This is a genomic window from Microbacterium sp. Bi98 (assembly GCF_918698045.1).
Taxonomy (GTDB): domain Bacteria; phylum Actinomycetota; class Actinomycetes; order Actinomycetales; family Microbacteriaceae; genus Microbacterium.
Genome location: NZ_CAKKLK010000001.1, coordinates 188416 through 214460, shown reverse-complemented (window position 1 = coordinate 214460; position 26045 = coordinate 188416). Strand labels below are relative to the sequence as shown.

Genomic DNA, 26045 nt, shown 5'->3' with positions numbered 1-26045 from the left:
GATGACGCAGCGACCGATGCCGCAGTGACCCTCGGCGAATCGCACGAGCCGGTCTCCGGTATCGGCATCGCGCATGCGGCAGAGGCCGAGCGCACTCGGCTGCGTGCGGAAGCTGCTGACCTCGGCGGTTCATCGCCGCTCGTGAACTTCCGCGACACGGTCGAATCCAGCATCGACATCTCGAAGGCCCACCCCGGCAGTCTTCCCCAGTTCATCACAGGAAAATCGACCCTGCTGTCGAATCTCTATCGCGACGAGGTCGGTCTGCGCACTGCGAGGCTCGCCGCCGAGCGGATCACGGCGAAGAACACCGAGCTGCGCACCGTTCGCGGCATCGAGGCGGTGCACCTCGCAGTCGGCGTCGCCGGCTGGCGCATCGGCGGGGCGGATTTCTCGGCGCCCGTGCTGCTTCGCCCCCTCGCCATCCGTCGGCACCACTCCGACTTCGAACTCAAGCTGCAGGGCGCGTTCGAGGTGAACCCCGAGCTCGTGCGCATCGCGCGTGAGCACTTCGGCATCACGATCGACGCCGCGGCTCTCGCCTCCCTCGCCTACGACGGCGGGATCTTCAAGCCGCAGCCCGTGATCGACAGCCTTCGGGCCACGACGCGGTCGATCGACACCTTCACGGTGCTGCCGCGGCTCGTGGTCTCGACCTTCGCCGATGTCGGCGGTGCCATGTCCCGCGACGGCGGGAGTCTGGACCACGTCGTGCTCAACGCTCTGGCCGGTCACGTCGGTGACCGCGAGCAGGTCTCGGCCCGCCGACCCGCGCCGCACCACACCGGACCGGACGACCGGGCGCCGGCATCCGACAATCTGCTGCTCGATGCGGATGCCGAGCAGGAGGCGCTCCTCGCCAGGATCGCCGCCGGACATTCGCTGACCGTCGCGACGCTCCCCGGCACAGGTGGCACACAGACCGTGATCAACGCGCTCGGCGAACTCGTGCGGGCCGGCAAGAGGGTGCTCGTCGTCTCGGCGCGACGGTCGACCCTCGACGGCGTGCGGCACCGTCTTGCGGGCATCGGCCTCGACAGCCTGGCGGTATCGCCCGCGAACGTGCGTCGGGACCTCGTCCGCGCGATCGGCCGGAACGAGAAGGCGACGGCTCCCAAGGTCAGCGATGTCGATGACGCGCTCGTGCGTCTCCGCACGGTGCTCAGGGACTACCGCAGCGCTCTCACCGCTCCGGTCGCGGGGACGAACTCGTCGGTGCTCGACGCCACCAGGCATCTCACGAGGCTCGCCTCCCTGCCCACCCCGCCGTCGACCACGGCGCGACTCAGCGCCGAGACCCTCCGCCGTCTCGCTGACGATCGCTCGTCGGCGGCAGCGGCGCTCGCGCAGGCCGCGCGCCTCGGCGAGTTCCGCTTCGGACCCGACGACTCGCCCTGGTACGGAGTCACGTTCTCGAGCACCGAGGCGGCGAAGTCGGCGCACCAGCTGGCAGCGCGTCTGCACTCCGACAGCGTGCCGGCACTCCTCGAGCGCGGGTACGCCCTCATCGCCCAGACGCATATGCGCCCGTTCTCGACGATCGACGAGCTCGGTGAGTACCTGCGGCTGCTGCAGGGCATCCGCGACTCTCTCGACCGGTTCAGCCCCACCGTCTTCGAGCGTCCGCTGGGCGAGCTCATCCAGGCTCACGGATCGCGCCGCGACGCGCCCGCGATGTCCGGGGCGAACCGGCGTCGGCTGCGTCGTCTCGCCAAGGAGTACGTGCGCCCGGGCGTCCATGTCACCGAGATGCACGAGTCGCTGCTGCGCATCCAGGCGCAGCGCACCCAGTGGCAGCGGTTCGTGGATGCCGGGGTTGCGCCCGAGGTTCCACTCGGGCTCGCCGACGTCCACTCCTCGTGGCAGCGCGTCACGGCTGAGCTCGCCGAGCTCGATGTCGCGCTCGGCCGCAGGGAACCGCTGTCGACGCTCCCCGTCGCCCGCCTCGTGCGCACTCTCGCCGGTCTCGCGGCGAAGTCCGACGTCTTCGACAACCTCGTGGAGCGCGCGCAGCTGCGCGATCGGCTGGCTGACCTCGGTCTCGAGCCGCTGCTCGCGGAGCTGTCCGTTCGCCACGTCGCCGAGTCGCGCGTGGGTGACGAGCTGGAGTTCGCCTGGTGGCAGACACTGCTGGAACGGGCTCTGCAGGAGGATCGAGCGCTGCTCGGTGCGAACACGGCGGTGGTCGACCGGCTCGAGCGGGACTTCCGTCTCGTCGACGAGGCGCACGCCGCGATGGCCGGTCCGTTGCTCGCCTGGCAGCTCGCGAACCAGTGGAAGATCGCCATCGTCGATGAGCCGCAGGAGTCGCAGAACCTCAGGCGCGCACTGAAGCAGCCGGCGACGACGACAGCCGAGATCGTGAGCTCCGCGCCCACCCTCGTCGGCGTGCTCGCGCCGGTCTGGATCTCGTCTCCCTACCTCGTGCCGCAGATCCCCGACTCCGTCGAGTTCGACACGGTGCTCCTCGTCGATGCGGCCGCGATCAACCTCGCCGAAGCGGCCCCGGCGATCCGCCGTGCCCGTCAGGTCGTCGCTTTCGGCGATCCGGTCACTCAGCTTCCGACAGCGTTCCACGTCGCCGTGGACCCCGGCCCCGAATGGGAGCACGAGGTGCCCTTCGACTCCGTGTCGGTGTTCGAGCGTCTGTCCGAACTGCTTCCCGTGATGACCCTCACGCGCAGCTACCGTGCGGGCGGCGAGGACCTCGCAGAGCTCATCAACGACGCGTTCTACGGCGGCGAGATCGTCTCGCTGCCCTGGGCCGGCTCGTACCTGGGGCGGGGCAGCCTCACCGTCGACTACGTCGAAGGCGGCACCGGCGCACCCGACCCCGTGTCGGGTGCGGTGGAGAGCCCCGAGGCCGAGGTCGCACGCGTCGTCACGCTGGTCGTGGAGCACGCCGTGCATCGCCCGGACGAGTCGCTCATGGTGGTCACCGCGAGCAGGCGTCACGCCGAGCGCGTGAGGGCCGCCGTCACCTCGGCATTCGCCGGGCGCTCCGACGTCGCCGACTTCGTCGGTCGCGACACGGCCGAGCCCTTCGCGGTGCTCACCCTCGAGGAGTCCGTGGCTGAGAGCCGCGACCGGGTGATCTTCTCACTCGGCTACGGCCTGACCAAGCACGGCCGAGTGCTCAGCGACTTCGGCGACCTGTCCACGCCGGATGGCGAGCGGCTGCTGACGGTCGGGATGACCCGCGCCCGCCGGTCCATGGTGATCGTCTCGTCGATCCGCCCCTCGTCGTTCGACGACGGCCGCCTCGAGTTCGGCGCCGCCACCCTGATGTCGATTCTCGGCGGCCTCGCCACCCGAGGACGCGACGCACGCCTGGAGGATCTCGCCGACCCGCTGACGCTCGCCCTCGCACGAGAGCTTCGCCGTCTCGGCGCAGCGGTCGACGTCGACTACCGCGGTCTGCTGCCGCTCGTCGCACAGCACAACGGCAAGGCCGTCGTCATCGAGTCCGACCCGGAGTCTCGTGGCGAGTCACTGCGCGAGGCCCTGCGGCTGCGCCCGAACGTGCTTCGCCGCCTCGGGTGGCATTACGTGCGCGTGCACGCCTTCGACCTCTACAGCGACCCCGTCACGGCGGCCACGCGCATCGCGGGAGTCTTGGGAATCTCGGCATCCGCGGCCCGAGCTGACAACGACACGCAGCCGATCGATCTCACCGACCCGCAGAATGACTGATCAGCCGGACTCCGGTGCCCCGCGGCAGAAGGTCGTGCGGGTCGCCGGATCGCGGCGTGCCCGGCTGACTCCCGTGCCGGGCACCGACACGGACCCGGATCGGGTCGTCCGGGAACCTCAGCGGACGACGGGCCCGAAGGGGCCCAACGACGACCGCCTGATGCAGGACGTGCCCCCGCACTACTGAGCACCGGCGGCTCAGGCGTGTTCGGGAGACGACGAAGCCCACGGCCCGAATCGGACCGTGCGCTTCGCGGTGCGGACTGCGAGTCAGCTGCGCGGGCTGTTCTTGGCGAGCAGGTCGCGGATCTCGACGAGCAGCTCGGCCTCGGTGGCGGCCGCCGGCTCTTCCTCCGGCTGCTCGGCCGCGGTGCCCTTGCGCGCCTCGACGTGGGCCTTGAACGTGTTCATCGGCAGCACGAAGACGAAGTACACCACCAGAGCGACCGAGAGGAAGCTGATGATCGCCGAGATGAGATCGCCGATGGGGAACGTGACGGTATCTCCGTAGATGCTCTGCACCTGCGGTCCGAAGTTGCCCGTCGCATCCGCCTTGAAGAACAGCGAGACGAGCGGGGTGATGATGCTGTTCACCACGGCGGTGACGATCGCCGTGAACGCGGTGCCGATGACGACCGCGACCGCGAGGTCGATCACGTTGCCGCGGAGGATGAAGTCCTTGAAACCTTTGAGCATGGATGCCTCCGGGGAGTTGATGGGGTCAGGAAGAAGATGTGCTGGTCGACGCGGGGGCCGGGGTCGTGGTCTTGGCCGGCTCTGCCTTCGATGATGCCGGGGCGGATGCGGAAGAGCCGGAGCCCGCTCGCGAGTCGGTGCGATAGAAGCCGGATCCGTTGAACGTCACGCCGATGGATCCGTACTGCTTGCGCAGCTCGCCGCCGCATTCGGGGCAGACGGTGAGGGCGTCGTCGGAGAAGCTCTGCACGGCGTCGAAGGCGTGACCGCACGAACGGCAGGCATAGGCATAGGTGGGCATTGCGATCCTCGCGGGTCAGCGTCGCGTGGGCGACAGGTGGAGGGTCTGCGTGGGAGTCACGACGCCGGTGACCGGCTGGTCGTGAACCTCCCTCGGCAGGAAGTCGAGTACCTCGGAATCATAGATGACTGCGTAGACCGGAGGGCACTTCTCCATCGAACCGATGGTCTTGTCGAAGTACCCGCGCCCCCAGCCCATGCGCATCCCGGTGCGGTCGACGGCCGCGGCGGGGATCACCATCAGGTCGACATCGTTGACGGCGATCGGACCGAGCACCTCGCCGGTCGGCTCGGGAAGCCCGAAGAGGCCTTCCGCGACGTCGTCGTCATCGGTCGCCACGGCCCAGTCGAGAAGGCCGTCGGCCCGTGTCACAGGAAGCAGGACCCGGATGCCGCGGCGCACCGCGCCGGTGACGAACTCCCGGGTGCCCGGCTCGGTCGTGGTCGAGAGGAAGCATGAGATCGACCGGGCGCCGAGCGCGTCGACCAGCTCATCGAGGCGCTGCGTGATGGCGGATGCCGCGGCCTCCCGCTGCGAGTCGCTCAGCAGCTGGCGGCGTTCGCGGAGCTCGGCGCGAAGCGCGCGCTTCTCATGCTCTACGTCGTGGGACATGGCTCCGAGTCTACGGCGGCATCCCCACTAGGCTGGGTGGATGGGTATACGGAAGATGAAGGCTGTCATTCCTGCTGCCGGTCTGGGAACGCGTTTCCTGCCGGCGACGAAGGCGATGCCGAAGGAGATGCTGCCGGTCGTCGACAAGCCGGCGATCCAGTACGTCGTCGAAGAGGCCGCCAGCGCCGGGATCGATGACATCCTCGTCATCATCGGCCGCAACAAGAACGCGATCTCCAACCACTTCGACTCGGTCCCCGAGCTCGAAGTCAAGCTGATGGAGAAGGGCGACACGGGGCGTCTCGAGCGCGTCATCCATTCGAGCGACCTCGCCGACATCCACTTCGTCCGTCAGGGTGAGCCCAAGGGACTCGGTCACGCGGTGCTGCGTGCCCGCACGCACGTCGGCGACAGCTCCTTCGCCGTGCTCCTCGGCGACGACCTCATCGACGAGCGCGACCAGCTGCTCACCGAGATGATCGCCGAGCACGAGCGCAGCGGCGCCGCGGTGATCGCCCTCATGGAGGTCGACCCCGCGAGCATCCACATGTACGGCGCCGCCGCCGTCGAGGACATCGAGGGATCGGATGCCGTGCGCGTCACCGACCTCGTCGAGAAGCCCGCACCCGAGGACGCCCCGTCGAACCTGGCGATCATCGGCCGTTACGTCCTGCCCGCCTCGATCTTCGAGGTGCTCGAGCGCACCGAACCCGGCAAGGGCGGCGAGATCCAGCTGACCGACGCGCTGCAGGAGCTGGCCACCAGTGCCGACGGCCCCGGTGTGGTGGGCGTCATCTTCCGTGGACGCCGGTACGACACCGGCGACCGCGTCGACTACATCAAGGCGATCGTCCAGCTCGCCTCCGACCGCGACGACCTCGGCCCCGAGCTGCGGCCGTGGCTCAAGGAGTTCGCGGAACGCCTCTAGGCGTCGACGCGGCGTCGGGAGCGCGCGGATGGATCAGGCGACGGGGATGCGGCATGGTCCCATCGAGCTGCGCCTCGTGCGCTCTCGGGACGCGAGGGCTCTTCAGCACGAGCTGTTGAGCAATCGCTCCTGGCTGCAGCCGTGGGAGGCCACCGTCCCGTACGGCTCGGTCTCGTTCGACATGCGACTCAGCATCCGACGTCTGCTGCAGCAGTACCGCGACGGCGCGGGCTATCCGTTCGTCATGGAGTACGAGGGCGAGATCGCCGGGCAGCTCAACGTGTGGGGAGTCGCCAGGGGGTCGTTGTGCTCGGCGACCATCGGGTACTGGGTGAGCGAGCGCTTCGCCGGCAAGGGCATCACGCCCACAGCCGTCGCGCTCGCCACCGATGCCTGCTTCACCGAGTATGCGCTGCATCGCATGGAGATCTGCATCCGGCCCGAGAACGTCGCGAGCCTGAGGGTCGTGCAGAAGCTCGGCTTCCGCTACGAGGGGCTGCGTCGCCGTTACATCCACATCGACGGCGACTGGCGGGATCACTACGCGTTCGCCCTCACTCGCGAGGATGTGCCGCAGGGCGTGCTGGCCCGGTGGCTGAACGGCGAGGTGCCTCCGGACGCCGCGACGATCCCGCCGTCGGACCGTTTCGCGCTCTGACACGCCGCTGACTTCAGAACTCCTCGCGACACACGCTCCGACTGAGCGTCGTGACCAGCGATGTTCCCGTACCGTTGTCGACATGGACGGGCCGGTGCTGAGCGGGGGAGTGATAGTCCTCGTCGCTGTGCTCCTGTGGATGCTCTACCTGCTGCCCTCCTGGCGTGGGCGCTTCCAGTACGACGCCGCGGAGCGCAACGCCGTCAGACTGAACCAGGCCCTTCGGGTGCTGGCCGAGACCAGCGAGACCCCCGGCGAGGTCCGTCTCGAACTCAACGCGCGGACTGCCCTCGCGCAGCAGAAGCTCGCGAAGCGCCTGCAGTCCGAGAAGGAAGCCGCGGAGCTCATGAAGCTCCGCGAAGAGCTGGCTGCAACGAGGGCTGATCCCGTCATGCGACAGGCCCGCGCGCGTCGCCGTGTGCGCATCGTCGCCACCTCGACCCTGCTTCTCGGTCTCGTCGTCACCGGGCTCGGCGTGTGGCAGCTGATCGCGCTTCAGGCGCAGCTGCTGCTCTGGGTCGGCGGGTCGATCATCGTCGTCGCCGGCTTCGCCCTGCAGCGCATGTCGGCTGTCGCCGCCCGCGCCGCCCGGCGTTCGGTGCGCGTCGTCGAGCAGCCCGTGCAGAGGGCAGAGCCCGAACTGCACGATCAGGGCCCGGCGACATGGACCCCGCGTCCGCTGCCCGAGCCGCTGGTGTCGGTCGCAGGCTCGCGCGCGCAGGTGGCGAGAGCGGAGCTGGATGCGCAGGAGAAGCGCCGCGCTGCGGCTCGTCTCGCCGAGCTTCGTGAGCGAGCGGAGCGCATGGCGCCCGCCGCACCCGTGCAGATTCCGGCGGCCGCGCAGGCCGCCGCGTCTCCGTTCGCGAAGATGGGATACGTCGACGACGCGGAGATCGAGGCGCATGTGCGCGACCTCCTCGCGAAGCGTGCAGCGGGCTGATCCTCGCGGCACGAGAGGGTCTTCGAGCGTGATAGCGTAGAAGACGTCAGGGCCTATGGCGCAGTTGGTAGCGCGCCTCGTTCGCATCGAGGAGGTCAGGGGTTCGAATCCCCTTAGGTCCACCGACGAGAAAGACCCCCGAGCGATGCTCGGGGGTCTTTCTTCTGTCTACTGTGCGCGTGCGCGGAGACGGCGACCGATCGCGTGGTCGCAGAGGGCGGCGGCACCCGCGCCCACCGCGTAGGCGACGAGGTCGCGCGCATCGAATCCGACGCCCAGGACGAGTCGCACCGGCCAGAAGGCCTCGGACCAGATCGCCGGCAGACCGGTGAGCTGGAAGCACTCGATCAGCATGCACAGCGCCGCGGCGCTCGCACCCACGATCCAGGCCGGGGCTCGTGGGAGCACGATCGCGATGACGACGTAGATCATCACCGCATAGAGGGCGTCGCCGAATGCGTCCGCGATCGGACCCCGACCGGCGAGGTGTGTGACGAGACCGGCCGCGACGACCAGGACGGCGACGACGACCAGTGCCCGGCGACGCGCACTGACGTGCGCGTCGCCGCGTGTGACCGACTGCATCCGCCGCTCCCGCTGTCTCGCCTACTTCCGGTTCGCGCGGTAGTAGGAGAGCAGCGCCTTCGTGGAGGCGTCCTGCGCGTCGATGGCCGCCTCGTCCCCGCCGATGGCCGGAGCGATCTGCATCGCGAGCTGCTTGCCCAGCTCGACGCCCCACTGGTCGAACGAGTTGATGCCCCAGATCGTGCCCTGCGTGAACGTGATGTGCTCGTACAGGGCGATCAGCTGACCGAGCACCTGCGGTGTCAGCGCGGGTGCGAAGATCGAGGTCGTCGGGCGGTTGCCGGCGAACGTGCGTGCCGCGACGAGCGCTCCGGTGGTTCCCTCGGCCTCGACCTCTGCGGCGGTCTTGCCGAAGGCCAGAGCCTTCGTCTGCGCGAGGAAGTTCGCCAGGAACAGCTCGTGCACGTCCTGCCCGCCGTCGGTCAGAGGGTAGGCCGGGTTCACGAACGCGATGAAGTCGGCCGGAATCAGCCGGGTGCCCTGATGGATGAGCTGGTAGAACGCGTGCTGGCCGTTGGTTCCGGGCTCACCCCAGAACACCTCGCCGGTGTCGGTGGTGACCGGGGTGCCGTCCCAGCGGACCGACTTGCCGTTGGACTCCATCGTCAGCTGCTGCAGGTAGGCCGGGAACCGGCTCAGCTGCTGTGCGTAGGGCAGCACCGCATGCGACTGCGCGCCGTGGAAGTTGACGTACCAGACGTTGAGCAGGCCCATCAGCACCGGGACGTTGCGCTCGAGAGGCGTGGTGCGCACGTGCTCGTCGACCGCATGGAAGCCGGCCAGCAGATCGCGGAAGGTGTCGGGTCCGAGCGCGATCGCGAGCGACAGGCCGATCGCGGAGTCGACCGAGTAGCGGCCGCCGACCCAGTCCCAGAATCCGAAGGCGTTCGCCGGATCGATCCCGAAAGCCGCGACCTTGTCGAGCGCGGTCGACACCGCCACGAAGTGGTGCGCGACGGCGTCGGTGCGGGCGTCCTCGTCGTCGGAGATGACTCCCGAGGCCTGGAGTCCGGCCCACAGCCAATCGCGCGCCAGGCGCGCGTTGGTGAGCGTCTCGAGGGTGGTGAAGGTCTTGGACGCGACGATGAAGAGGGTCGTCTCGGGGTCGAGGTCCGCGGTCTTCTGCGCGAGGTCGGTGGGATCGATGTTCGACACGAACCGCGCCTCGATCCCGGCATCCGCATAGGGCTTGAGCGCCTCGTAGACCATGACGGGCCCGAGGTCGGAGCCGCCGATGCCGATGTTGACGACGTGGGTGACGCGCTTTCCGGTGATGCCGAGCCACTCTCCGGAGCGAACTCTGCTGGCGAAAGCGCTGAGTGCGTCGAGCACGGCCTGCACGTCGGCATCCACGTCCTGTCCGTCGACGACGAGCGCGGGGGAGGAGTCGGCCGGTCGACGCAGTGCCGTGTGCAGCACGGCGCGGTCCTCGGACGTGTTGAGATGGCTTCCCTGGAGCATCGCGGCGTATCGCTCGGCGACTCCCGTCTGCTCGGCGAGGCGCAGAAGCGCTGCGAGAACGTCGTCAGTGACGAGGTTCTTCGACAGGTCGACGTGGAGGTCTGCGAGCGGGAACGAGAATCGCTCCGCACGGTCGGCATCGGCGGCGAACCAGCCTCGCAGATCGGCGGTGATCGACTCGCGCAGCGCGGCGAGTTCGGACCAGGCGGGAGTGAGTGTCGGATCAACAGGAGCGGTCATGGATCCACGGTACTGCCGCACGCGACGTCGTGACCCCGTGATGACGTCCGGCCTCGCTCTAGGATGGGGGCGATGACCGACACGGCGCCCACGACGACCTCGGAGCGGAGGCTGCGGCGCGAGATCGGTCGCCGGCTCGTGCGGGCTCCGCTCGCGTGGGGAGTGCTCCTGCTGGTGGCCGCGACGGTGTGGACGATCGCGGGCGACGACCTGAGCTTCTTCCCGTTCCTGCTCATGCTGCTCGGCGGCTGGAGCATCGCCTTCTCCTTCGTCAACGCGACGATGGACATGCGCCCGGTGCGCGCCGGCGTCGCCGTGCACCTCGGTGTCGCCGTGGTGCTGACGGCTGTGATGATCGTCGTGATCGACGCCGGGAGCGAGCTGCTCGCCGGCCTGCCCGAACCCGTGCGGGCGGTCATCGCCGTGCTGCAGATCGCCGCCGGTCCCGCCGCGGGATGGATCTGGCTGGGCCTTCTGTCGCGCCTCACAGACCGCATCGGACGGCGTGATGCCCTCAGGCGCCCGCCTCCTGTCGCACCCGAATGGGAGCGTGACGAGAACGGCGACGGATCCCACGTCCAGTTCTCCGCCATCGACCTGCGCATGCGGGCGCTGACGGTCGCCATCGTGGCGGTGGTCCTCGTCGTCGGCACCGCGGGCACCGTGCTGCTCATCGCATTCGACGACGCGGTGATGCACATGGGCGCCCGCCTCGCGATCATCCTCACGGGCGCGGTCGTCGGACTGCCGGTCTATCTGACGCTCCGCGCCGTGCTGAGGCGACGGACGCTGTCCTGCAGCGTCGCGTTCGGCGATGACGACCTGCGCATCCGCGCCGGAAACGCGACCCACCGCATCCCCTTCCGGCAGCTGCAGCACCTCGTCTGGCGGACGCGATCGGACTACGCCCGCATCGAGGTGCGCGGCGCGGGCGTCGATCTCTCGCTGATCACCGGGCTCGCGAAGCCGCCGTCGGGCCGCACGGCCGAACTGCCCGTGCTTCCGCGTCGGGTCTTCCGACGACTCGGGCTCGCAGGGCTCGACGTGGAGCGTTCGCGCCGTGATGAGGTTGTGACGTTCTCGCCGCGCCAGAGCGCGCACGCGAGTACACGATGACACGCGCGTCGGGGTACGGTTTCCTTCATGGGAAGACTGCGATATGACGGCACTTCGGAGCCGATCCTCATCGACGACGAGACGCTCGCTCATCTGAAGGTCATCGTCGGCACGAAGCTCCGTCGCCAGGAGAGCTTCATGATGACCTGGCATCCTCGCGAAGGCGGCGACCCCGGCCGTCTCACCGTCTGGATGCACCCGGCGATCCCGCTGCAGTTCCTCTTCACCTCTCCGGACCCGCACAACATCGAGAAGGCGCGCATCGAAGAGATGATGCGCGCTCTCAACGCGACGGGCGAGCTCGTGATCGACGACTACGTGCAGCCGAAGGCTGACAGCGGGAGCGCGCCGAAGTCCTGAACTACTCCGCGGGGTATCCGTCCGCCTGGAGACTGCGGGCCAGGTGCACGGCATTGCGCACTGCCGTCGCCGTGGCCTGCGCGACCTTCTCAGGGGTCGTGGAGAGATCCTTGTAGTCGACGGTCTGCATCGCCTCGCCGTTCCAGTAGATCGACGACTGGGCGGGCAGCGAGTACCCGACGTCGTTCAGCGCCTGGAACAGGATCGCGGCGATGTGGTGGGCTCCATCCTCGTTGCCGACGATTCCGGCGATCGCGACCTTGTCGAACAGGATCGGTCGACCCGCATCGTCGGTCTCGCTCAGTTCGGCGTCGAGGCGTTCCAGCACCCGCTGCGCGACACTCGAGTGCTGGCCCATCCAGGTGGGGGTCAGGAACACGAGGATGTCGGCCGCCAGCACCTGCTCGCGCAGAGTCGGCCATTCATCGCCTTCGCCCATGTCGGTCTCGACGCCGGGACTGATCGAGTGATCGACGGCGCGCACCAGCTGGCCGGCGACTCCGTGCTCCGCGAGAGCTTGCAGGATCTGGGACCCCAGGAGGTCGCTGCTCGATTCCGCGGGAGACGGCTTGAGGGTGCAGGAGATGGCGAGGGCAGTCAGTCGTGTGCTCATCCCTGCACGCAATCACCCCCGCGGGCGATCGCCCAGGGGGTTCCGTCGCTGCCGCGTGTGCGCTAGGCGGTATCCTGGATGACGGCCGCTACGACAGGAGATCCCGTGATCCTCAGCTTCATCTTCTTCATGATCCTCTTCCTCGGAGGCATCTGGCTCATGGGGCTCGCGCAGTCGCTCGAGGACTTCCAGGCGATCGTCTTCATCGCCGGCCTGCTCATCGTGAGTCTGTCGCTCGCGTTCGTGATGCGCGCCAGCGGCTCGGCCACCCGTCGCAAGGACAACTGGTCGGGCAACGCCACCGAGTAGTCAGGCGCGTCTGGCCAGCCTCGCCTCGAGGTTGGCCTTCACCGCGGGCCACTCGGGCTCGATGATCGAGAACTCGACGCTGTCGCGCAGCGCGCCGTTGCGGTATCGGCTCATCGCGCGCATGACACCGTCCTGCTTCGCTCCCAGACGTTCGATCGCCGCCCGCGACTGGAAGTTGACCCACTGCGTCGTCAAGCCCACACGGAACACGCCGAGGTCCTCGAACGCGTGCCGGAGCAGCAGCAGCTTCGACTCGGCGTTGGTGCCGGTGCCGTGGGCCGACGGGCGATTCCAGGTGTAGCCGATGTGCAGCCGGGGGACGTCGGCCTCCAGGTCGTAATAGGACGTGAGGCCGAGGATCCGTCCTTCGGCGTCGAATGCGGTGAACGGGATCATCCCACCGGTCTCGATCAGGCCGATCCGACGGTCGATCTCGGCGGCGAGCCCGTCGGGGGAGGGCACCGAGGTGTACCAGGCCTGCTTCCACAGCTCACCCTCGAGCAGCGCATCGAGGAGGCCGTCGTGATGAGACGTCTCCAGAGGTCGGAGTTCGACGAGGCGGCCGGTGAGGGTGATCGGGGCCGGGGCGGTGCGGAAGGTCATGCAGCCATTCAATCAGCGCCGCGCCCGGCGCCATGTCACACGATCGGGGCGCGATGCTCCCATTGGCCCCGCCCCATCCTCGCGCCGACGTACGTGGTGTCCCCGACGCGACGCAGCAGCCGTCGATAGGCGGTCACGAGCTCGACGGTCACTCCCAGCTCGAAGGCGAGGCTGGCGGGGTGGGTGCCTCGCGCTCGCTCGGCCTCGGCGTACGCGTCGGCGTCGATCAGCAGTCGGGCCGCCCACTCATCTGCTCGGCGCTCCTGTCGCGCGCGGATCGACGAATCCGCGGTGGGGGTGTGACCGAGCATCGCGTGCCCGAGCTCGTGCGCGATCACGCTGGATGTGGCCCTCGCGCTGAGACCGGGGGTGACCCGGATGGTCGCGGTGTGCGGTTCGTAGCCGCCGGGGAGCCGACCTCGACGTTCGATGAGGTGCAGCCCGTTCTCTTCGAGCAGGCGAAGGAGGGCCTCCATGATCCTCCTCGCCGGGTGGTCGTCAGTCGTAGAGATCGTCGGTGTCGTCAGCGTGCGTGAGAGGAGACTCGAACGCGACTTCGGATTCATCCTGGCGTCGACCACGGACATCGGTGCGGGGGTGCAGGGCGGTGATCGTGGCGCCGCCGCGGAAGCCCTCGGAACGGAGCCGCTCTTCGGCACGCGTGATCACCACGTGCGGTGCGATGTCGAGGGCCGCGCTGACCGCGTACAGGATGGGAACCGGGATCGAGCGCTTGCCCGTGACGTAGTTGTCGAGAGCGCTCCTCGCGATGCCGACCTCGCGCGCCATCGCGGCGATGCTGCTTCCGGCGGCGGCGATCTCGGCGCGGAGCTGGCGGCCTACCGCCGCATTGAACTGCTCGCCCGGTGTCTTCACGTGAGTCACGATAGCACCGGCATGAAGCCAGGATGCCGTCATACTGGTGCGCTGAACGCTTGTCGCACCCCGTATGCGGCGATACTGTCTATGAATGACGACAGATGTGCGACGTGCGGTGGCGAATGCGATCGAAGAAGAACTGCGTCGCGGGGGCCGGGACGCACCCTGGCTCTCCGATCGAGCGGGAATCGCCCGCGCAGCGCTCCGCAGGAAGCTCGCGGGTGAGGCCGACTTCACCGTTGCTGATCTGGCCGACATCGCGCAGGCGCTCGACATATCGGTCGCACGGCTCACGCCCTGACCGCACTAGCGTGGGGGTATGAAGACCATCCCCTTCGGATCCGCCACAGCCCCCGCCGTCGTCGCCGGAATGATGCGCATCGATGACAAGGATGATGCGCAGATCCGCGAACTGTACGACACCGCCCGCAATGCCGGCATCGACTTCTTCGATCATGCCGACATCTACGGCGGCAGCATGCACTTCTGCGAAAGCCGCTTCGCCGATGCGCTGGACCTCACGGCCGCCGAGCGCGACGAGATCGTGCTGCAGACCAAGTGCGGCATCCACCCCGCCGAGGGCACGTTCGACTTCTCATACGAGCACATCGTCCGCCAGGTCGAGGGGTCGCTCGCGGCGCTTCGCACAGACCACATCGACGTTCTCCTGCTGCACCGCCCCGACGCGCTGGTCGAGCCCGAGGAGGTCGCCAGGGCGTTCGACGAGCTCGAGGCCGCAGGCAAGGTCCGCTCGTTCGGCGCCTCGAACCACACGCCGCGGCAGATCGACCTCCTGCGCACCGCGGTCACTCAGCCCCTGGTCGCCAATCAGCTGCAGCTGTCGATCACGCACGCGCCGATCCTCGCGCAGCCGGTCGCCGCGAACATGGCACGCGAGGACCAGAGCATCGTCCGCGACGGCGGAGGCATCGTCGAGTACTGCCGCATCAACGGCATCACGATCCAGGCATGGTCGCCCTTCCAGGGCGGCTTCTTCACGGGGGTGTTCCTCGACAACCCCGAGTATGCCGAGCTCAACGCCGTGATCGATCGGCTGGCTGCGTCGTACGCGGTCGCACCGATCGCGATCGCGACGGCGTGGATCACGCGTCACCCCGCGAAGATGCAGGTCGTGCTCGGAACCACGACCCCGCAGCGGGTGCAGGATGCCGCTGCCGGCGCCGACATCGAGCTCACGCGCGCCGAGTGGTACGAGCTCTTCCGCGCGGCGGGTCACCTGCTCCCGTAGCAGGCGCGCGAGACGCGGGCGTCGTCTACCCTGAACACATGCCGTTCCTGTTCTCGCTCCTCGTCATCGCGCTGATGATCGGCGCGCTGGTCGACATCATCCGCCGAGACGACGCGCAGGTGAGATTCCTGCCGAAGATGGCGTGGATCATCATCGTGATCCTCCTGCCGCTGATCGGCGGTCTGCTGTGGTTCGCGATCGGCAGGGAGTACTCGGAGGCGGGTCTGCGGCTGCCCCGGATGCGGCCGGCTGCGCGCCCCGCGACCCGCCGACCCGAGCCACGCCAGGCCCCGCCGGTCGACGCTCGCAGCACGGAGCAGCAGATCGCGGATCTCGATCGTGAGATCGAGGAGTGGCGGCTGCGTCAGGAGATCGAGAAGCGCCGGCGAGACGAGGGCGACGCGTCGTCGAGCGGGGCCGCGGACACGTCGAGCTAGCCGACGCGCTCGAGATCGAAGGACTCCCGCAGGGCGTCTTCGAGGTGGGGATACGCGAACTCGAACCCGGCGAGCGTCAGCTTCTCGGGGATGACCCACCGGCTCTTGAGGATCAGCTCGGTCTCGGTGCGGATGCCGATGGCGCCGAGCTCGAGCATCCACCGAGGCATCGGCGGACCGATGCGCACCTCCAGCAGCCGCCGCACGGTGGCCATGAAGTCGGCGTTGTCGGTCGGATTCGGAGATGCGGCGTTCACGGGCCCGTCGAGGGTCGGCGTGACCTCGAGGAAATCGATGATGCGGGCGACGTCCTCGACGTGCACCCAGCTGAACCGCTGCCGTCCGCGGCGTGCGCCGGGGCGGTGGCCCGTTCCCGCGGCGCGGCGTGCGCGGCTGATCGGCCAGCGCCCGTCGTGCTGCGCCCCTCCGAGGCCGAGTCGTGCCAGGTTCTTCAGCGGGCCGAGCACGCCGCCGTGGCCGAGCACGATCGCACTGCGCAGGGCCACCCGCCGCGTCCGGGGGAGGTCGTCCGCGAACAGCGCGCGCTCCCACGCCTTGGCCACCTCGACGGAGAACCCCGTGCCGATCTCGCCCGACGACTCGGTCATCGGACGCTCTTCGGCATGACGGTAGATGGTCGCCGTCGAGGAGTTGACCCACAGTGGGGGAGGATTCGCGGCCTTCGCGATGGCGGAGCTCAGCGACGAGGTCGTGTCGAGCCGCGAGCGGAAGATCGCGGCGCGGTTCTCGGGCGTATAGCGGCAGTTCACGCTCTTGCCCGCCAGGCCGATCACGAGCGACGCACCGTCGACGGCCCGATCGATCGCCGCCTGGTCTCCCCAGGAGATGTCGGCGCCGGATCGCGAGACGGTGATCACCTCCCGCCCCGCTGACCGCAGACGGGGGATCAGGTACTGCCCCATGAAGCCGGTCGATCCGCCGATCACGACGGGTCCTGCGGAGCGGGGCATCGGATCCGTCACGGGGTCTCGCTCTCGATCGCGTACTCGAAGAATCCCGTGTACTCGTAGACGCGGCCGAGCAGCGGGGCGTCGATGGTCATGTTCACGTGGTGCCGCTCGCGCTGTTCGTCCCAGCGCTCGACGAGACCGATGCGCGGACTCAGGAAGCGCGGAGCGGTGATGCGCAGCCGCCCGAACCGCATCCCGACCCGGCGGATGGTCAGCACGACGGCACCGTCACGCACGTCGATGTCGAAGGTCGTGACGACCGTGCGACGGGGGCCGATCTCGTTGCGGAGGATGCGGTTCGCGCCGAGGGAGACGACGTCGGGCATGACCCAGGTGCGTCCTGGGAGATCGAAGTGCCTGACTGCCAGCGCCTCGCCCGCGACCGTGCGGTTCTCGATGCGGAACGGGACGTCGTGCTCCCATCCGGCGAACGCGACTCCGAGGGATTCCGCGATGCGGAACACCGGCCACAACCAGCGATGGCGCGAGCCCGCGCTCGTGAACACGCCCGTGCCGACTCCGACATGCCCGTCGGGGATGGTGCGGAAGTACCAGGCGGTCTTCGGGTGGAGTTCCGAGATGCGCTCGCCGAGCGCGCGCTCGTAGGGCGACCGTCGATCAGTGCCGGGTGCTGTCACACCCTCACCCTAGCGAGAGGTCGGACGCAGCAGTCGATCGAGCAGGGCGAGTGCCTCATGCTGCGGCGCGGTGTCGTCGAGGAGCCACTGCGTCTGCAGGCCGTCGGAGGCGGCCACGACCAGGGCGGCGACGGCCTCGGCATCGACGTCCTCGCGTATGAGACCCGTGTCCTGCTGCTCTCGCACGAGCGCGGCCATGTCCGTGCGCAACCGCGCGAAGCGCGTCGTCGCGAAGTCACGGGCAGCCGGGTGCCCTTCTTCGAGTGCGGTCGCCACGAGCATGGAGTAGAGCTGGACGAGCCCGGGGACCTCGCGGTTGGTGCGCGCGGACTCGATCATCCGCTCGACCGGCGTCGCATCGGCCGGGAGGGCGTCGGGCTGTTGGCGACCGGGCGCCGTGCTCTCCTGGTAGACCGCGACGAGCAGCTCCTCCAGCGACCCGAAGTAGTGGGTGAGGGCCGCGTGAGTGACGCCGACGGCACTGGCGATGGAGCGGAGGCTCGTGCGGTCGGCTCCGCGTGCGGCGAAGACCTCGATGGCGCGATCGAGGATCTCCTGGCGACGGGCGATGCCCTTCGCGTAGGCACCGCGCTGCCGCGGGCGATCCTGATCCAGACTCATGAGGCGAGTCTACAGATTGAAAACTTCCGCGCGGAGGTATTTGGTGATAGCGTGCTCGGACAGACGGGTGAAGGCAGCCCGCACGTCACCGACGACCGAAGGAGACCCCGTGGCGATTCAGACTTCCATCCAGCTGTTCACGATCAAGGATCAGCTCGAGACCGACCTCGAAGGCTCGCTGAAAGAGGTGGCCGCCAGAGGCTTCACCGCCGTCGAGCCCTACGACTTCGTGCGCCGGGCTCAGCCGCTCGCCGACGCCCTGTCTGCGGCGGGCCTGACCGCTCCCTCCGGCCACGCGTTCCTCGCCTCCGAGTCGTTCGTCAACCCGGACGGCAGCGGGACCACTCTTCCGGTGCCGTCGCCCGCCGAGGTGTTCGCCGCGGCGAAGGTGCTCGGCATGGGCACCGTCATCGACCCCTACACGGAGCCCGCGCGCTGGGAGTCGATCGAGCAGATCGAGGAGACCGCGCGCCTGCTCAACGAGGCGGCCGCCGTCGGCGCGACCGTCGACGTGCGCGTCGGCTACCACAACCACGCCCATGAGCTCGAGGCCGTCTTCGACGGCGTCACCGGGCTCGAGGTGCTCGCCGGCCTGCTCGACGAGCGTGTCGTGCTCGAGGTCGACCTCTACTGGGTCGCACGCGGCGGGGTCGACCCGGTCGCCCTGCTGCAGCGCCTCGGGGACCGCGTGATCGCGGTGCACGCCAAGGACGGCACGCTCGATCCCGCGCTCCTGAGCGCCTACCCGCCCGCCGATCAGGTGGCAGCCGGCGAGGGCACCGTGCCGCTCATCGAGGCCATCGCGGCCGCCCCCGCTCTCGAGCTCGCGATCGTCGAGTTCGACCACTTCGACGGCGACCTCTGGGATGCGGTCGAGCGCAGCCGCGTCTACCTCGACGAGAAGGTCGCCGGCTGATGGCGATCGGCAACGGACCCGTCGGCGTCGGGATCATCGGCGCGGGCAACATCAGCGACCAGTACCTGTCGAACCTCACGACCTTCCCCGACGTGCGCGTGATCGCCGTCGGCGATCTGCTCGAGGACCGCGCGAAGGCGCAGGCCGAGAAGTACGGCGTTCCTCGCGCGGGCGGTGTCGAGCTCGTGCTGAACGACCCCGAGATCGACATCGTCGTGAACCTGACGATCCCCGCCGTGCACGTCGAGGTGTCGGAGGCGATCCTCGCCGCCGGCAAGCACGTGTGGACGGAGAAGCCGATCGGCGTCAGCCGCGACGAGTCGCAGCGCCTGCTGCAGAGGGCGGAGGCCGCCGGTCTCCGTGTCGGCGTCGCCCCCGACACCGTGCTCGGACCCGGCGTGCAGACCGCGAAGCGCGCGATCGCCCGCGGCGACATCGGTCGTCCCCTCTTCGCCCAGACCACGTTCCAGTGGCAGGGGCCGGAGATCTTCCATCCGAACCCCGCGTTCCTGTATGCCAAGGGTGCGGGTCCGCTGCTCGACATGGGGCCGTACTACGTCTCGGCGCTCGTGCACGTGTTCGGTCCGGTGGCGGCCGTCGCAGCCCTCGGACTCCAGGGTGCTCCGACGCGCACGGTGCAGGTGGGAGAGCTCGCCGGACAGGAGTTCCCGGTCGAGATCCCGTCGACGCTGAGCGTGCTGATGGACTTCGAGCAGGGCGGACAGGCGCAGAGCCTCTACAGCACCGACTCACCTCTGCTGCGCCAGGGCATCGTCGAGATCACGGGCACCGAGGGCACGATCGTGATCCCCGACCCCAACACGTTCGGCGGACCGATCACGATCACGCGACCGCTGTCCCGCGTGTTCGTGCCGCCGGAACCGACCGTGCAGGACGTCGTCGACGTCGAGCAGGAGGGCGTGCTCTCGGGACGCGGCGTCGGTCTGCTGGACATGGCGCGGTCGATCGCCGCCGGCCGGACGCATGTCGCCACGGGGGAATTCGGCTATCACGTGCTCGACACGCTGCTGTCGATCGAAGAGGCCGCCGAATCGCGCAGCTTCGTGCAGGTCGAGAGCACGATCGACGAGGTGGGCTCGCTGGATGCCGACTTCGATCCCTTCGAGGCGACTCTCTGAGGTCAGCCGCTGTGGCGGCGGCGGTGCGGTCAGCGCGCCTTCGTCGCCACATAGCGGTCGACGTTCGCGGGTGAGAGCACCTCGCGGGCGACCATGATCGCGGCGCCCAGCACGGCGGCCCGGTCACCCGCCTGCGACTGCACGATGGCGAGGTGCTGGGTCGCCAGGGGGATGGATCGTCGATAGACGACCTCGCGCACCCCGGCGAGAAGGTGCTCGCCGGCGCGGGCGATGCTGCCGCCCAGCACGATGATCGACGGGTTGAGCAGATTGACGACGGTCGCGAGCACCTCGCCGACATCTCGGCCGGCCTGACGGGTCGCCTCGATCGCAGCGGCATTGCCCGAGCGGACGAGGTCGACCACATCTGCGGGACTGTGCGCCGCAAGCCCGGCCTCCCGCAGAGCTGCGGCCAGCGCCGACCCGCTCGCGAGCGCTTCGAGGTCGCGCTCGTCGCCGGGCTCCCTCGTCGAGCCTGCGCCGCTCGGCACCTGGACGTGCCCCAGATCGCCGGCCGATCCCTGCGCGCCGCGCTGCAGCTGTCCGCCGGCGATGATGCCGGACCCGATGCCGGTCGAGACCTTCACGAACACGAGGTCATCGACGTGCGGCCACGTGGTGGCCTGCTCGCCGAGCGCGAGGATGTTCACGTCGTTGTCGACGAGCACCGGCACGTCGAACGTGCGCTGCACGTAGGCGGGGATGTCGAAGCGGTCCCAGCCGGGCATGATCGGCGGGTTGGTCGGTCGCCCGGTCGAATGCTCGACGGGACCCGGCACGCCGATGCCCACCCCGAGCAGCGGGATGCCGGCAGCGCGGGAGGCCTCGAGGAGAGCGCCCGCATCGTCGAGGATCAGATCGAGGAGGCTCTCGGGCCCGTCGCCGATGTCGATCGTGCGGGTGCGCGAGTCGAGGATCACGCCGGCGAGATCGGCGACGGCACTGGTGGCGTGAGTGGCACCGAGGTCGACGGCGAGCACGACTCCGGCACGGGAGTTGAAGGCGAGTCGCGCAGGCGGTCGGCCGCCCGTCGAGACCGCCTCGCCTGCCGGTCGCAGCAGGTCGGCGGCGAGCAGGGCATCGACCCGCAGCGCGACGGTCGACCGCGCGAGACCCGTGATGGTCGCGAGCTCGGCTTTGGTGCGGGCGGTGCCGTCGCGAAGGATCTGGAAGATCTCGCCCGCCCCGGGATTCGCCGCCGCGGCGGTGCGGAGTGCGTCGACCATTGCGTCAGTAAACCACAGACTTGCGCCACCGCTCGGTCGACTTCCGATTCGTTACGAAGAACTTTTGACGAATACCTAGCAAAAGTCGAGGAGCCGTGTCAGACTCACCGCCATGACAACGGATGTCACAGACACCGGTCTCGGGACGATCCGAGTCGGCATCCTCGGCGGGGGATTCATGGCTCGCGTGCATCGCACCGCGGCCAGGGACGCGGGAGGCGAGTTCCGCGCCGTCGCCACCGGCTCCCTCGCGGGCGGGCGTCAGGCCGCGGACGAACTCGGCGCCGTGCGTGCTGAGGCCGATGCCGCCGCTCTCCTCGCGGCCGATGACATCGACGTCGTCCACATCTGCACCCCCAACGCCACGCACGCCGGACTTGCGCTGCGCGCGCTCGAAGCCGGCAAGCATGTCATCTGCGAGAAGCCCCTCGCCACGAACGCGGCGGACGCCCGTGAACTCGCACGGGTCGCCGGATCTCTCGGCCGCGTCACCGCGGTTCCCTTCGTCTACCGCTACCACCCGATGGTGCGGGAGGCGCGGGCCCGCGTCGCCCTGGGCGGCATCGGGGAGCTCCTCACCCTCGACTGCTCGTACCTGCAGGACTGGATGCTCCTCTCCACGGACGATGACTGGCGGGTGCGGTCGGCATCCGGCGGGGCATCACGGGCGTTCGCCGACATCGGCTCGCACCTCTGCGACCTCATCGAGTTCGTGACGGGCCAGCGGATCCGGTCGCTGAGCGCCCGCACCCGCCGGGTGTTCGCCGAGCGAGCCGGACGGGCGGTCGACACGGAGGACATCGTCGCGATCCTCGTCGAGACCGAGTCCGGTGCCCTCGGCACCCTGCTCGTCTCGCAGATGGCCGCCGGACGCAAGAACGCCCTGACTCTCGAACTCCACGGGACCAGGCAGACCCTGCGCTTCGAGCAGGAACGCCCGGAGGAGCTGTGGATCGGCATGCGAGAGGAGTCCCGGCTGCTGCTGCGCGACCCCTCCACCGCATCGCCCGACTCGGCTCGTCTGCAGCGGGTGCCCTCGGGGCATGCCATGGGCTATCAGGACGCGTTCAACGGCTTCATCGCCGACGTGTATGCGGCGATCGGCGGCGCGACCCCCGACGGGCTGCCCACGTTCGAGGACGGTGTCCGCTCGGCGGTGCTCACCGAGGCGGTCCTCGCCTCGGCGGCCGCGGACGGACGATGGACGGAGGTGGCGGCATGACCGCGACGATCACACAGCCGGTGCTCGAGGTCTCGGGCATCCGCAAGTCGTTCTTCGGAGTGGAGGTGCTGAAGGGCATCGACTTCGATGTGCGTCCGGGGGAGGTGCACGGACTCGTCGGCGAGAACGGCGCGGGCAAGTCCACGCTCATGAAGATCATCGCCGGGGTGCAGCCCGCCGACGACGGCGTGGTGCGCTACCGCGGCGCGGAGGTGCGGCACGCACATCCGCGGCAGGCGATGGATGACGGCATCGTGACCGTCTTCCAGGAGTTCACGCTGCTGCCCGAGCGCACGGTCGCGCAGAACGTGTATCTCGGACGTGAGCCCCGACGCGGCGGCTTCGTCGATCAGAAGGCGATGATCCGTCGCACCGGCGAGCTCCTCGCCGACCTCGGCGTCTCGTTCATCGACCCGCAGGCCCGGGTCGGTTCGCTGACCGTCGCCGAGCAGCAGATCGTCGAGATCGTCAAGGCGCTGTCGTTCGAGGCGCAGGTCATCTCGATGGACGAGCCCACCGCCGCGCTGAGCGACCGCGAGGTCGAGCTGCTGTACGCGATCATCCGCCGGCTCACGTCTCGCGGGGTGGCGGTGATCTACGTCTCGCACCGGCTCAAGGAGATCTTCGACCTGTGCGACCGCATCACGATCCTCAAAGACGGCGCTCTGGTCTCGACCGATGAGACGAGCGCCCTGACGACCGACGAACTCGTGCGCCGAATGGTCGGCCGATCCATCCAGTCGTACTACCCGGATGCCGTGGCCGGCACCGTCGTCGGCGAGCCGCGGCTCGAGCTCGACGGCTGCGGCAACGCCTTCGTCGACGGCGTCTCGCTCACCCTCCGCGCCGGGGAGATCGTCGGGATCGCCGGGCTCCAGGGGTCCGGACGCACCGAACTGGTCGAGGGGATCTTCGGCATCGACCCGTTCGTGCGGGGCTCGATGCGGGTCGACGGCTCATCGACGCGCATCACGAGCGCCAGGGCGGCGGTGCGCGCGGGACTCGCCCTCGTCTCGGAGGATCGCAAGGCCCAGGGACTGGCGCTCGGGCAGTCGGTGCTCGACAACACCCTGCTCGTGATCCGCAGCGTCTTCACCGCTCGCACCGCCTCGTCCCGTCGAGAGGTGCCGGGGGTGCTCAGCTCGCTGGAGATCAGCTCCCGCGGTCTCGACCAGGAGGTGCGCTTCCTCTCGGGCGGCAACCAGCAGAAGGTCGTGCTCGCCAAGTGGCTGCTCACACAGCCGCAGATCGTGCTCTTCGACGAGCCGACCCGCGGCATCGACGTCGGTGCGAAGTACGCGGTGTACCAGCTCATGCGCGACCTCGCGGCACAGGGCAAGGCGGTGCTGATGGTGTCGAGCGAGCTGCCGGAGGTGATCGGCATGAGCGATCGGATTCTCGTGATGCACGACGGCGAACTGGTCGCCGAGCTGCCGGCGGGTTCCGCGGAGCACGAGATCCTCGGCGCAGCCACGGGCGCGACGGTCGACGGGGGTGCACGATGAAGAGAGTGCGGATCGACTCGACCGTCATCGTGCTCGGGATCCTCATCCTGACGCTCATCGTCGGCGCCATCCTCGTCGGCACCGTCGGTCGCAACTTCTTCAGCCCCGGCAACATCCGCGACATCCTCACCGGCATGAGCGTCCTCGGGCTCGTCGCGATCGGGCAGACCCTCGTGGTGCTGGGCGCGTCGCTCGACCTGTCGGTGACCTACGTCGTGAGTCTGTCGAGCCTCCTGGCGGCGACGATCATGAACGGCAACCCCGGGAACATCCCGGCCGCGGTCTCGATCACTCTGCTCGTCTGCGCCGGGATCGGTCTGGTCAACGGACTCATCGTCACCGTGCTGAAGGTCAACGGGTTCATCGCGACGCTCGGCGTGGGGCTGATCCTGCAGGGGATCCTGAACACCAACTTCGAGGGCTCGGCGGGCAGCGTGCCGTGGGAGTTCCAGCTCATCGGCGCCACCGGAGTCGGGCCCGTGCCGGTGTCGACGATCATCATGATCGCGCTCGCCGTCGTCGTCTGGCTGCTGCTGAACCGCACGCGCACCGGCGCCCACCTGTATGCGGTCGGCGGCGACCCCGAGATCGCGCGCCTGTCGGGGGTGCGCACCCGCCCGCCGCTGATCGCCGCGCACGTGCTGTGCTCCGTCTTCGCGGGCCTCGCCGGCCTGCTGCTCGCCAGCCGTCTCGGCGTCGGCAGTCCCACGGTCGGCCAGCAGGGCGGCTACGCGCTGCTGTCGATCGCGGCCGTCGTGCTCGGAGGCACCCTGCTGCTCGGCGGACGCGGTTCGATCTGGGGTGCCATCGGTGGCGTCGCGATCCTCGCGGTCGTCGACAACGTGATGAGCGTCATGCAGGTCAACCCGTTCCTGAAGGACGTCGTCCGCGGCGTGGTGATCGTCGCCGCGGTGGCCGTCTACAGTCGTCGGTCGATCGTCAGTCGCCGTCCGCGCTTCGGCGCCGGCGGCACGAGAACCGGGGGAGACGACGCCGCCAAGGCGGCCGAGTCCGAGATGGCGGCCGCAGCATCCGAACTCGCCGATACGAGCACCGTGGCGGAAGGAGGCCGGTCGTGAACGCTCTGCGCACACTCGTGAGCCCTCGGGGCGCGGTGTTCCTGCTGCTGGTGATCCTGCTCGTCGCGGTCATGATCCTCAACCCGAGCTTCGCGGAGCCGGGGCAGTTCATGAGGTTCATCCAGCGCGTCGCACCGATCGCCATCGTCGCGATCGGCCAGTACTTCGTCATCATCGCGGGCGAGTTCGACCTGTCGCAGGGCTCGCTGATCACCGCGCAGGTGATCGTCGCCGGCAACCTCGTCGGGCAGGACGACTCCCGCACCGTGCCCGTGCTGCTGCTCATGATCGTCTTCGGGGTGGTCGTCGGACTCGTGAACGGTGTCATCACCACGCTGCTCAAGGTGCCCTCCTTCATCGTCACGCTGGGCATGATGCTCGCCCTTCTCGGCGGCGTCATGTGGTGGACCGGGGGAGCGGCCACGGGCAACCCGGCTGACAGCTTCCGCGAGATCGGTCGTGGCGGCATCCGTGACGTGCCGGTGCTCGAGTTCATCCCCTGGGCGGTGTTCATCCTGATCGGGTGGCTCGCGCTGGGCATCTGGATCACCAAGCGCCCGCTCGGCAAGCTCCTCATCGCGGTCGGCGACAACTCGACCGCGGTCGACTTCGCCGGGGCGCGCAGTGCCTGGGTGACGACACGGGCGTTCGTGATCTCGTCGCTCTCGGCCACGCTCTCCGCCGTGCTGCTCGTCGGGTACGCCGGGGTGCATCCCTCGGTCGGCCGCGGCTACGAGTTCGTCGCCATCACCGCCGTCGTCCTCGGCGGGGTCGTGCTCGGCGGAGGCCGGGGATGGATCGTCGCGGCGGCGGCGGGAGCCTTCGCGCTCGAGGCCCTCTTCATGCTGCTGAACATCGCGGGGGTCCCTTCGACGCTGCGAGACGCCGTGCAGGGCGTGATCATCATCGCCGCAGTGGCGTACTCCGCGGTCGCCTTCCGGGCACGGCGCCGGCGAGGCCCGCAGCCGTCTCCGGACGTTCCGCGCACAGAGACCTCAGAACCCGTAACAACCAGCACCATCCACACAGAAACCAGAGGAGATTAGCA

At 69.0% G+C, this 26045-nt stretch carries 30 protein-coding genes and 1 tRNA gene; 18 read left to right on the top strand and 13 right to left on the bottom strand.

All coding sequences use genetic code 11. The features are described from left to right. Positions 1–24: 24 nt before the first annotated feature. Positions 25–3693 carry an AAA family ATPase gene (locus LQZ85_RS01010; protein WP_230100521.1) on the top strand — a complete coding sequence of 1223 codons (3669 nt, stop codon included), beginning with the start codon at positions 25–27 and terminating at the stop codon, positions 3691–3693. Next, positions 3686–3880, top strand: coding sequence for a hypothetical protein (locus LQZ85_RS01005; protein WP_053097209.1), 195 nt, complete (start codon positions 3686–3688; stop codon positions 3878–3880). Before LQZ85_RS01010 ends, LQZ85_RS01005 begins: the two co-directional genes overlap by 8 nt. Positions 3881–3963: 83 nt before the next feature. Here LQZ85_RS01005 and mscL read toward each other — a convergent pair whose 3' ends face one another. From mscL to LQZ85_RS00990, 3 genes are read right to left on the bottom strand one after another with little or no spacing between them, the layout of a single operon-like run. Continuing rightward, on the bottom strand, positions 3964–4389 hold the full coding sequence (gene mscL, locus LQZ85_RS01000; RefSeq protein WP_230100366.1) for a large conductance mechanosensitive channel protein MscL: 426 nt from the start codon (positions 4387–4389) through the stop codon (positions 3964–3966). Positions 4390–4414: 25 nt separating this feature from the next. Next, on the bottom strand, positions 4415–4690 hold the full coding sequence (locus tag LQZ85_RS00995; RefSeq protein ID WP_053097205.1) for an FmdB family zinc ribbon protein: 276 nt from the start codon (positions 4688–4690) through the stop codon (positions 4415–4417). A 15-nt stretch (positions 4691–4705) separates the two neighbouring features. Then, positions 4706–5302, bottom strand: coding sequence for a 5-formyltetrahydrofolate cyclo-ligase (locus tag LQZ85_RS00990; RefSeq protein WP_053097203.1), 597 nt, complete (start codon positions 5300–5302; stop codon positions 4706–4708). A 40-nt stretch (positions 5303–5342) separates the two neighbouring features. Between LQZ85_RS00990 and galU the strand changes: the two genes are divergently transcribed. From galU to LQZ85_RS00970, 4 genes are all read left to right on the top strand, one after another. Then, positions 5343–6230 (top strand): UTP--glucose-1-phosphate uridylyltransferase GalU, encoded by an 888-nt coding sequence (gene galU / locus LQZ85_RS00985; protein ID WP_053097201.1) that lies wholly within the window; start codon positions 5343–5345, stop codon positions 6228–6230. A 46-nt stretch (positions 6231–6276) separates the two neighbouring features. Continuing rightward, positions 6277–6888 carry a GNAT family protein gene (locus LQZ85_RS00980; RefSeq protein ID WP_053099195.1) on the top strand — a complete coding sequence of 204 codons (612 nt, stop codon included), beginning with the start codon at positions 6277–6279 and terminating at the stop codon, positions 6886–6888. 82 nt (positions 6889–6970) lie between these two features. Beyond that, positions 6971–7828 (top strand): hypothetical protein, encoded by an 858-nt coding sequence (locus tag LQZ85_RS00975; RefSeq protein WP_053097199.1) that lies wholly within the window; start codon positions 6971–6973, stop codon positions 7826–7828. 49 nt (positions 7829–7877) lie between these two features. Then, a tRNA-Ala gene (locus tag LQZ85_RS00970) sits at positions 7878–7950 on the top strand. Between the two features lie 46 nt (positions 7951–7996). Here the strand turns inward: LQZ85_RS00970 and LQZ85_RS00965 are convergent. Next, positions 7997–8413: a DUF2809 domain-containing protein gene (locus LQZ85_RS00965; RefSeq protein WP_230100365.1), complete on the bottom strand. Its 417-nt coding sequence runs from the start codon at positions 8411–8413 to the stop codon at positions 7997–7999. Between the two features lie 21 nt (positions 8414–8434). Next, positions 8435–10114: a glucose-6-phosphate isomerase gene (gene pgi, locus LQZ85_RS00960; protein WP_230100364.1), complete on the bottom strand. Its 1680-nt coding sequence runs from the start codon at positions 10112–10114 to the stop codon at positions 8435–8437. A gap of 72 nt (positions 10115–10186) precedes the next feature. On the opposite strand from pgi, the gene LQZ85_RS00955 reads away from it, so the two are divergent. Together LQZ85_RS00955 and LQZ85_RS00950 are read left to right on the top strand one after the other, a co-directional pair. Next, the gene (locus LQZ85_RS00955) at positions 10187–11230 is read left to right on the top strand and encodes a hypothetical protein (RefSeq protein ID WP_230100363.1); all 1044 of its coding nucleotides are present in this window, start codon (positions 10187–10189) and stop codon (positions 11228–11230) included. Between the two features lie 27 nt (positions 11231–11257). Next, positions 11258–11590 (top strand): hypothetical protein, encoded by a 333-nt coding sequence (locus LQZ85_RS00950; RefSeq protein WP_053097194.1) that lies wholly within the window; start codon positions 11258–11260, stop codon positions 11588–11590. Position 11591: 1 nt separating this feature from the next. On the opposite strand, the gene LQZ85_RS00945 is transcribed toward LQZ85_RS00950, so the two are convergent. Continuing rightward, a complete protein-coding gene (locus LQZ85_RS00945; RefSeq protein ID WP_187250542.1) occupies positions 11592–12203 on the bottom strand; it encodes an NAD(P)H-dependent oxidoreductase in 612 nt (203 codons plus the stop codon). 105 nt (positions 12204–12308) lie between these two features. Here LQZ85_RS00945 and LQZ85_RS00940 point away from each other — a divergent pair, with 105 nt between their 5' ends. Then, positions 12309–12512, top strand: coding sequence for a hypothetical protein (locus tag LQZ85_RS00940; RefSeq protein ID WP_053097189.1), 204 nt, complete (start codon positions 12309–12311; stop codon positions 12510–12512). Here LQZ85_RS00940 and LQZ85_RS00935 read toward each other — a convergent pair whose 3' ends face one another. The 3 genes from LQZ85_RS00935 to LQZ85_RS00925 are packed head-to-tail and all read right to left on the bottom strand — an operon-like array spanning position 12513 to position 13991. Next, on the bottom strand, positions 12513–13115 hold the full coding sequence (locus LQZ85_RS00935) for a GNAT family protein (RefSeq protein WP_053097187.1): 603 nt from the start codon (positions 13113–13115) through the stop codon (positions 12513–12515). Positions 13116–13150: 35 nt separating this feature from the next. Then, a complete protein-coding gene (locus tag LQZ85_RS00930) occupies positions 13151–13591 on the bottom strand; it encodes an ImmA/IrrE family metallo-endopeptidase (RefSeq protein WP_230100362.1) in 441 nt (146 codons plus the stop codon). A 22-nt stretch (positions 13592–13613) separates the two neighbouring features. Further along, positions 13614–13991, bottom strand: coding sequence for a helix-turn-helix domain-containing protein (locus LQZ85_RS00925; protein WP_230100361.1), 378 nt, complete (start codon positions 13989–13991; stop codon positions 13614–13616). A 94-nt stretch (positions 13992–14085) separates the two neighbouring features. Here LQZ85_RS00925 and LQZ85_RS00920 point away from each other — a divergent pair, with 94 nt between their 5' ends. From LQZ85_RS00920 to LQZ85_RS00910, 3 genes are read left to right on the top strand one after another with little or no spacing between them, the layout of a single operon-like run. Next, complete coding sequence (locus LQZ85_RS00920; protein WP_056279941.1) at positions 14086–14295, top strand: hypothetical protein; 210 nt, start codon at positions 14086–14088, stop codon at positions 14293–14295. A gap of 18 nt (positions 14296–14313) precedes the next feature. Further along, positions 14314–15243, top strand: a complete 930-nt coding sequence (locus tag LQZ85_RS00915) for an aldo/keto reductase (protein ID WP_230100360.1) — start codon at positions 14314–14316, stop codon at positions 15241–15243. A gap of 38 nt (positions 15244–15281) precedes the next feature. Continuing rightward, positions 15282–15680 (top strand): PLDc N-terminal domain-containing protein, encoded by a 399-nt coding sequence (locus LQZ85_RS00910; protein ID WP_053097181.1) that lies wholly within the window; start codon positions 15282–15284, stop codon positions 15678–15680. Here LQZ85_RS00910 and LQZ85_RS00905 read toward each other — a convergent pair. From LQZ85_RS00905 to LQZ85_RS00895, 3 genes are read right to left on the bottom strand one after another with little or no spacing between them, the layout of a single operon-like run. Beyond that, positions 15677–16651, bottom strand: coding sequence for a DUF1731 domain-containing protein (locus LQZ85_RS00905; protein ID WP_230100359.1), 975 nt, complete (start codon positions 16649–16651; stop codon positions 15677–15679). The two genes, LQZ85_RS00910 and LQZ85_RS00905, sit on opposite strands and share 4 nt — an antisense overlap. Before the next feature lie 8 nt (positions 16652–16659). Then, the gene (locus LQZ85_RS00900; RefSeq protein ID WP_053097179.1) at positions 16660–17289 is read right to left on the bottom strand and encodes a DUF4166 domain-containing protein; all 630 of its coding nucleotides are present in this window, start codon (positions 17287–17289) and stop codon (positions 16660–16662) included. 9 nt (positions 17290–17298) lie between these two features. Beyond that, complete coding sequence (locus LQZ85_RS00895; protein ID WP_230100358.1) at positions 17299–17910, bottom strand: TetR/AcrR family transcriptional regulator; 612 nt, start codon at positions 17908–17910, stop codon at positions 17299–17301. 109 nt (positions 17911–18019) lie between these two features. On the opposite strand from LQZ85_RS00895, the gene LQZ85_RS00890 reads away from it, so the two are divergent. Together LQZ85_RS00890 and LQZ85_RS00885 are read left to right on the top strand one after the other, a co-directional pair. Then, positions 18020–18826: a sugar phosphate isomerase/epimerase gene (locus LQZ85_RS00890; RefSeq protein ID WP_230100357.1), complete on the top strand. Its 807-nt coding sequence runs from the start codon at positions 18020–18022 to the stop codon at positions 18824–18826. Then, positions 18826–19965 carry a Gfo/Idh/MocA family oxidoreductase gene (locus LQZ85_RS00885; protein ID WP_053097175.1) on the top strand — a complete coding sequence of 380 codons (1140 nt, stop codon included), beginning with the start codon at positions 18826–18828 and terminating at the stop codon, positions 19963–19965. The genes LQZ85_RS00890 and LQZ85_RS00885 overlap by 1 nt, the downstream gene beginning before the upstream one ends. 29 nt (positions 19966–19994) lie before the next feature. Here LQZ85_RS00885 and LQZ85_RS00880 read toward each other — a convergent pair whose 3' ends face one another. After that, entirely contained in the window at positions 19995–21191 is a 1197-nt protein-coding gene (locus tag LQZ85_RS00880) for an ROK family protein (RefSeq protein WP_056279954.1), read from the bottom strand. 112 nt (positions 21192–21303) lie between these two features. Between LQZ85_RS00880 and LQZ85_RS00875 the strand changes: the two genes are divergently transcribed. The 4 genes from LQZ85_RS00875 to LQZ85_RS00860 are packed head-to-tail and all read left to right on the top strand — an operon-like array spanning position 21304 to position 26043. Further along, complete coding sequence (locus tag LQZ85_RS00875) at positions 21304–22413, top strand: Gfo/Idh/MocA family oxidoreductase (protein ID WP_053097173.1); 1110 nt, start codon at positions 21304–21306, stop codon at positions 22411–22413. Continuing rightward, positions 22410–23918, top strand: coding sequence for a sugar ABC transporter ATP-binding protein (locus LQZ85_RS00870; RefSeq protein ID WP_053099192.1), 1509 nt, complete (start codon positions 22410–22412; stop codon positions 23916–23918). Before LQZ85_RS00875 ends, LQZ85_RS00870 begins: the two co-directional genes overlap by 4 nt. Next, positions 23915–24997 (top strand): ABC transporter permease, encoded by a 1083-nt coding sequence (locus LQZ85_RS00865; RefSeq protein ID WP_230100356.1) that lies wholly within the window; start codon positions 23915–23917, stop codon positions 24995–24997. The genes LQZ85_RS00870 and LQZ85_RS00865 overlap by 4 nt, the downstream gene beginning before the upstream one ends. Continuing rightward, positions 24994–26043 (top strand): ABC transporter permease, encoded by a 1050-nt coding sequence (locus LQZ85_RS00860; RefSeq protein ID WP_230100355.1) that lies wholly within the window; start codon positions 24994–24996, stop codon positions 26041–26043. The genes LQZ85_RS00865 and LQZ85_RS00860 overlap by 4 nt, the downstream gene beginning before the upstream one ends. Positions 26044–26045 lie beyond the last annotated feature (2 nt).

Bases quoted from the DNA above. Each gene is read 5' to 3' on its own strand.
- LQZ85_RS01005 (WP_053097209.1), top strand. From the start codon at position 3,686: ATGACTGATCAGCCGGACTCCGGTGCCCCGCGGCAGAAGGTCGTGCGG.
- mscL (WP_230100366.1), bottom strand. From the start codon at position 4,389: ATGCTCAAAGGTTTCAAGGACTTCATCCTCCGCGGCAACGTGATCGAC.
- LQZ85_RS00995 (WP_053097205.1), bottom strand. From the start codon at position 4,690: ATGCCCACCTATGCCTATGCCTGCCGTTCGTGCGGTCACGCCTTCGAC.
- LQZ85_RS00990 (WP_053097203.1), bottom strand. From the start codon at position 5,302: ATGTCCCACGACGTAGAGCATGAGAAGCGCGCGCTTCGCGCCGAGCTC.
- galU (WP_053097201.1), top strand. From the start codon at position 5,343: ATGGGTATACGGAAGATGAAGGCTGTCATTCCTGCTGCCGGTCTGGGA.
- LQZ85_RS00980 (WP_053099195.1), top strand. From the start codon at position 6,277: ATGCGGCATGGTCCCATCGAGCTGCGCCTCGTGCGCTCTCGGGACGCG.
- LQZ85_RS00975 (WP_053097199.1), top strand. From the start codon at position 6,971: ATGGACGGGCCGGTGCTGAGCGGGGGAGTGATAGTCCTCGTCGCTGTG.
- LQZ85_RS00965 (WP_230100365.1), bottom strand. From the start codon at position 8,413: ATGCAGTCGGTCACACGCGGCGACGCGCACGTCAGTGCGCGTCGCCGG.
- pgi (WP_230100364.1), bottom strand. From the start codon at position 10,114: ATGACCGCTCCTGTTGATCCGACACTCACTCCCGCCTGGTCCGAACTC.
- LQZ85_RS00955 (WP_230100363.1), top strand. From the start codon at position 10,187: ATGACCGACACGGCGCCCACGACGACCTCGGAGCGGAGGCTGCGGCGC.
- LQZ85_RS00950 (WP_053097194.1), top strand. From the start codon at position 11,258: ATGGGAAGACTGCGATATGACGGCACTTCGGAGCCGATCCTCATCGAC.
- LQZ85_RS00945 (WP_187250542.1), bottom strand. From the start codon at position 12,203: ATGAGCACACGACTGACTGCCCTCGCCATCTCCTGCACCCTCAAGCCG.
- LQZ85_RS00935 (WP_053097187.1), bottom strand. From the start codon at position 13,115: ATGACCTTCCGCACCGCCCCGGCCCCGATCACCCTCACCGGCCGCCTC.
- LQZ85_RS00930 (WP_230100362.1), bottom strand. From the start codon at position 13,591: ATGGAGGCCCTCCTTCGCCTGCTCGAAGAGAACGGGCTGCACCTCATC.
- LQZ85_RS00920 (WP_056279941.1), top strand. From the start codon at position 14,086: ATGACGACAGATGTGCGACGTGCGGTGGCGAATGCGATCGAAGAAGAA.
- LQZ85_RS00915 (WP_230100360.1), top strand. From the start codon at position 14,314: ATGAAGACCATCCCCTTCGGATCCGCCACAGCCCCCGCCGTCGTCGCC.
- LQZ85_RS00910 (WP_053097181.1), top strand. From the start codon at position 15,282: ATGCCGTTCCTGTTCTCGCTCCTCGTCATCGCGCTGATGATCGGCGCG.
- LQZ85_RS00905 (WP_230100359.1), bottom strand. From the start codon at position 16,651: ATGCCCCGCTCCGCAGGACCCGTCGTGATCGGCGGATCGACCGGCTTC.
- LQZ85_RS00895 (WP_230100358.1), bottom strand. From the start codon at position 17,910: ATGAGTCTGGATCAGGATCGCCCGCGGCAGCGCGGTGCCTACGCGAAG.
- LQZ85_RS00885 (WP_053097175.1), top strand. From the start codon at position 18,826: ATGGCGATCGGCAACGGACCCGTCGGCGTCGGGATCATCGGCGCGGGC.
- LQZ85_RS00880 (WP_056279954.1), bottom strand. From the start codon at position 21,191: ATGGTCGACGCACTCCGCACCGCCGCGGCGGCGAATCCCGGGGCGGGC.
- LQZ85_RS00875 (WP_053097173.1), top strand. From the start codon at position 21,304: ATGACAACGGATGTCACAGACACCGGTCTCGGGACGATCCGAGTCGGC.
- LQZ85_RS00870 (WP_053099192.1), top strand. From the start codon at position 22,410: ATGACCGCGACGATCACACAGCCGGTGCTCGAGGTCTCGGGCATCCGC.
- LQZ85_RS00865 (WP_230100356.1), top strand. From the start codon at position 23,915: ATGAAGAGAGTGCGGATCGACTCGACCGTCATCGTGCTCGGGATCCTC.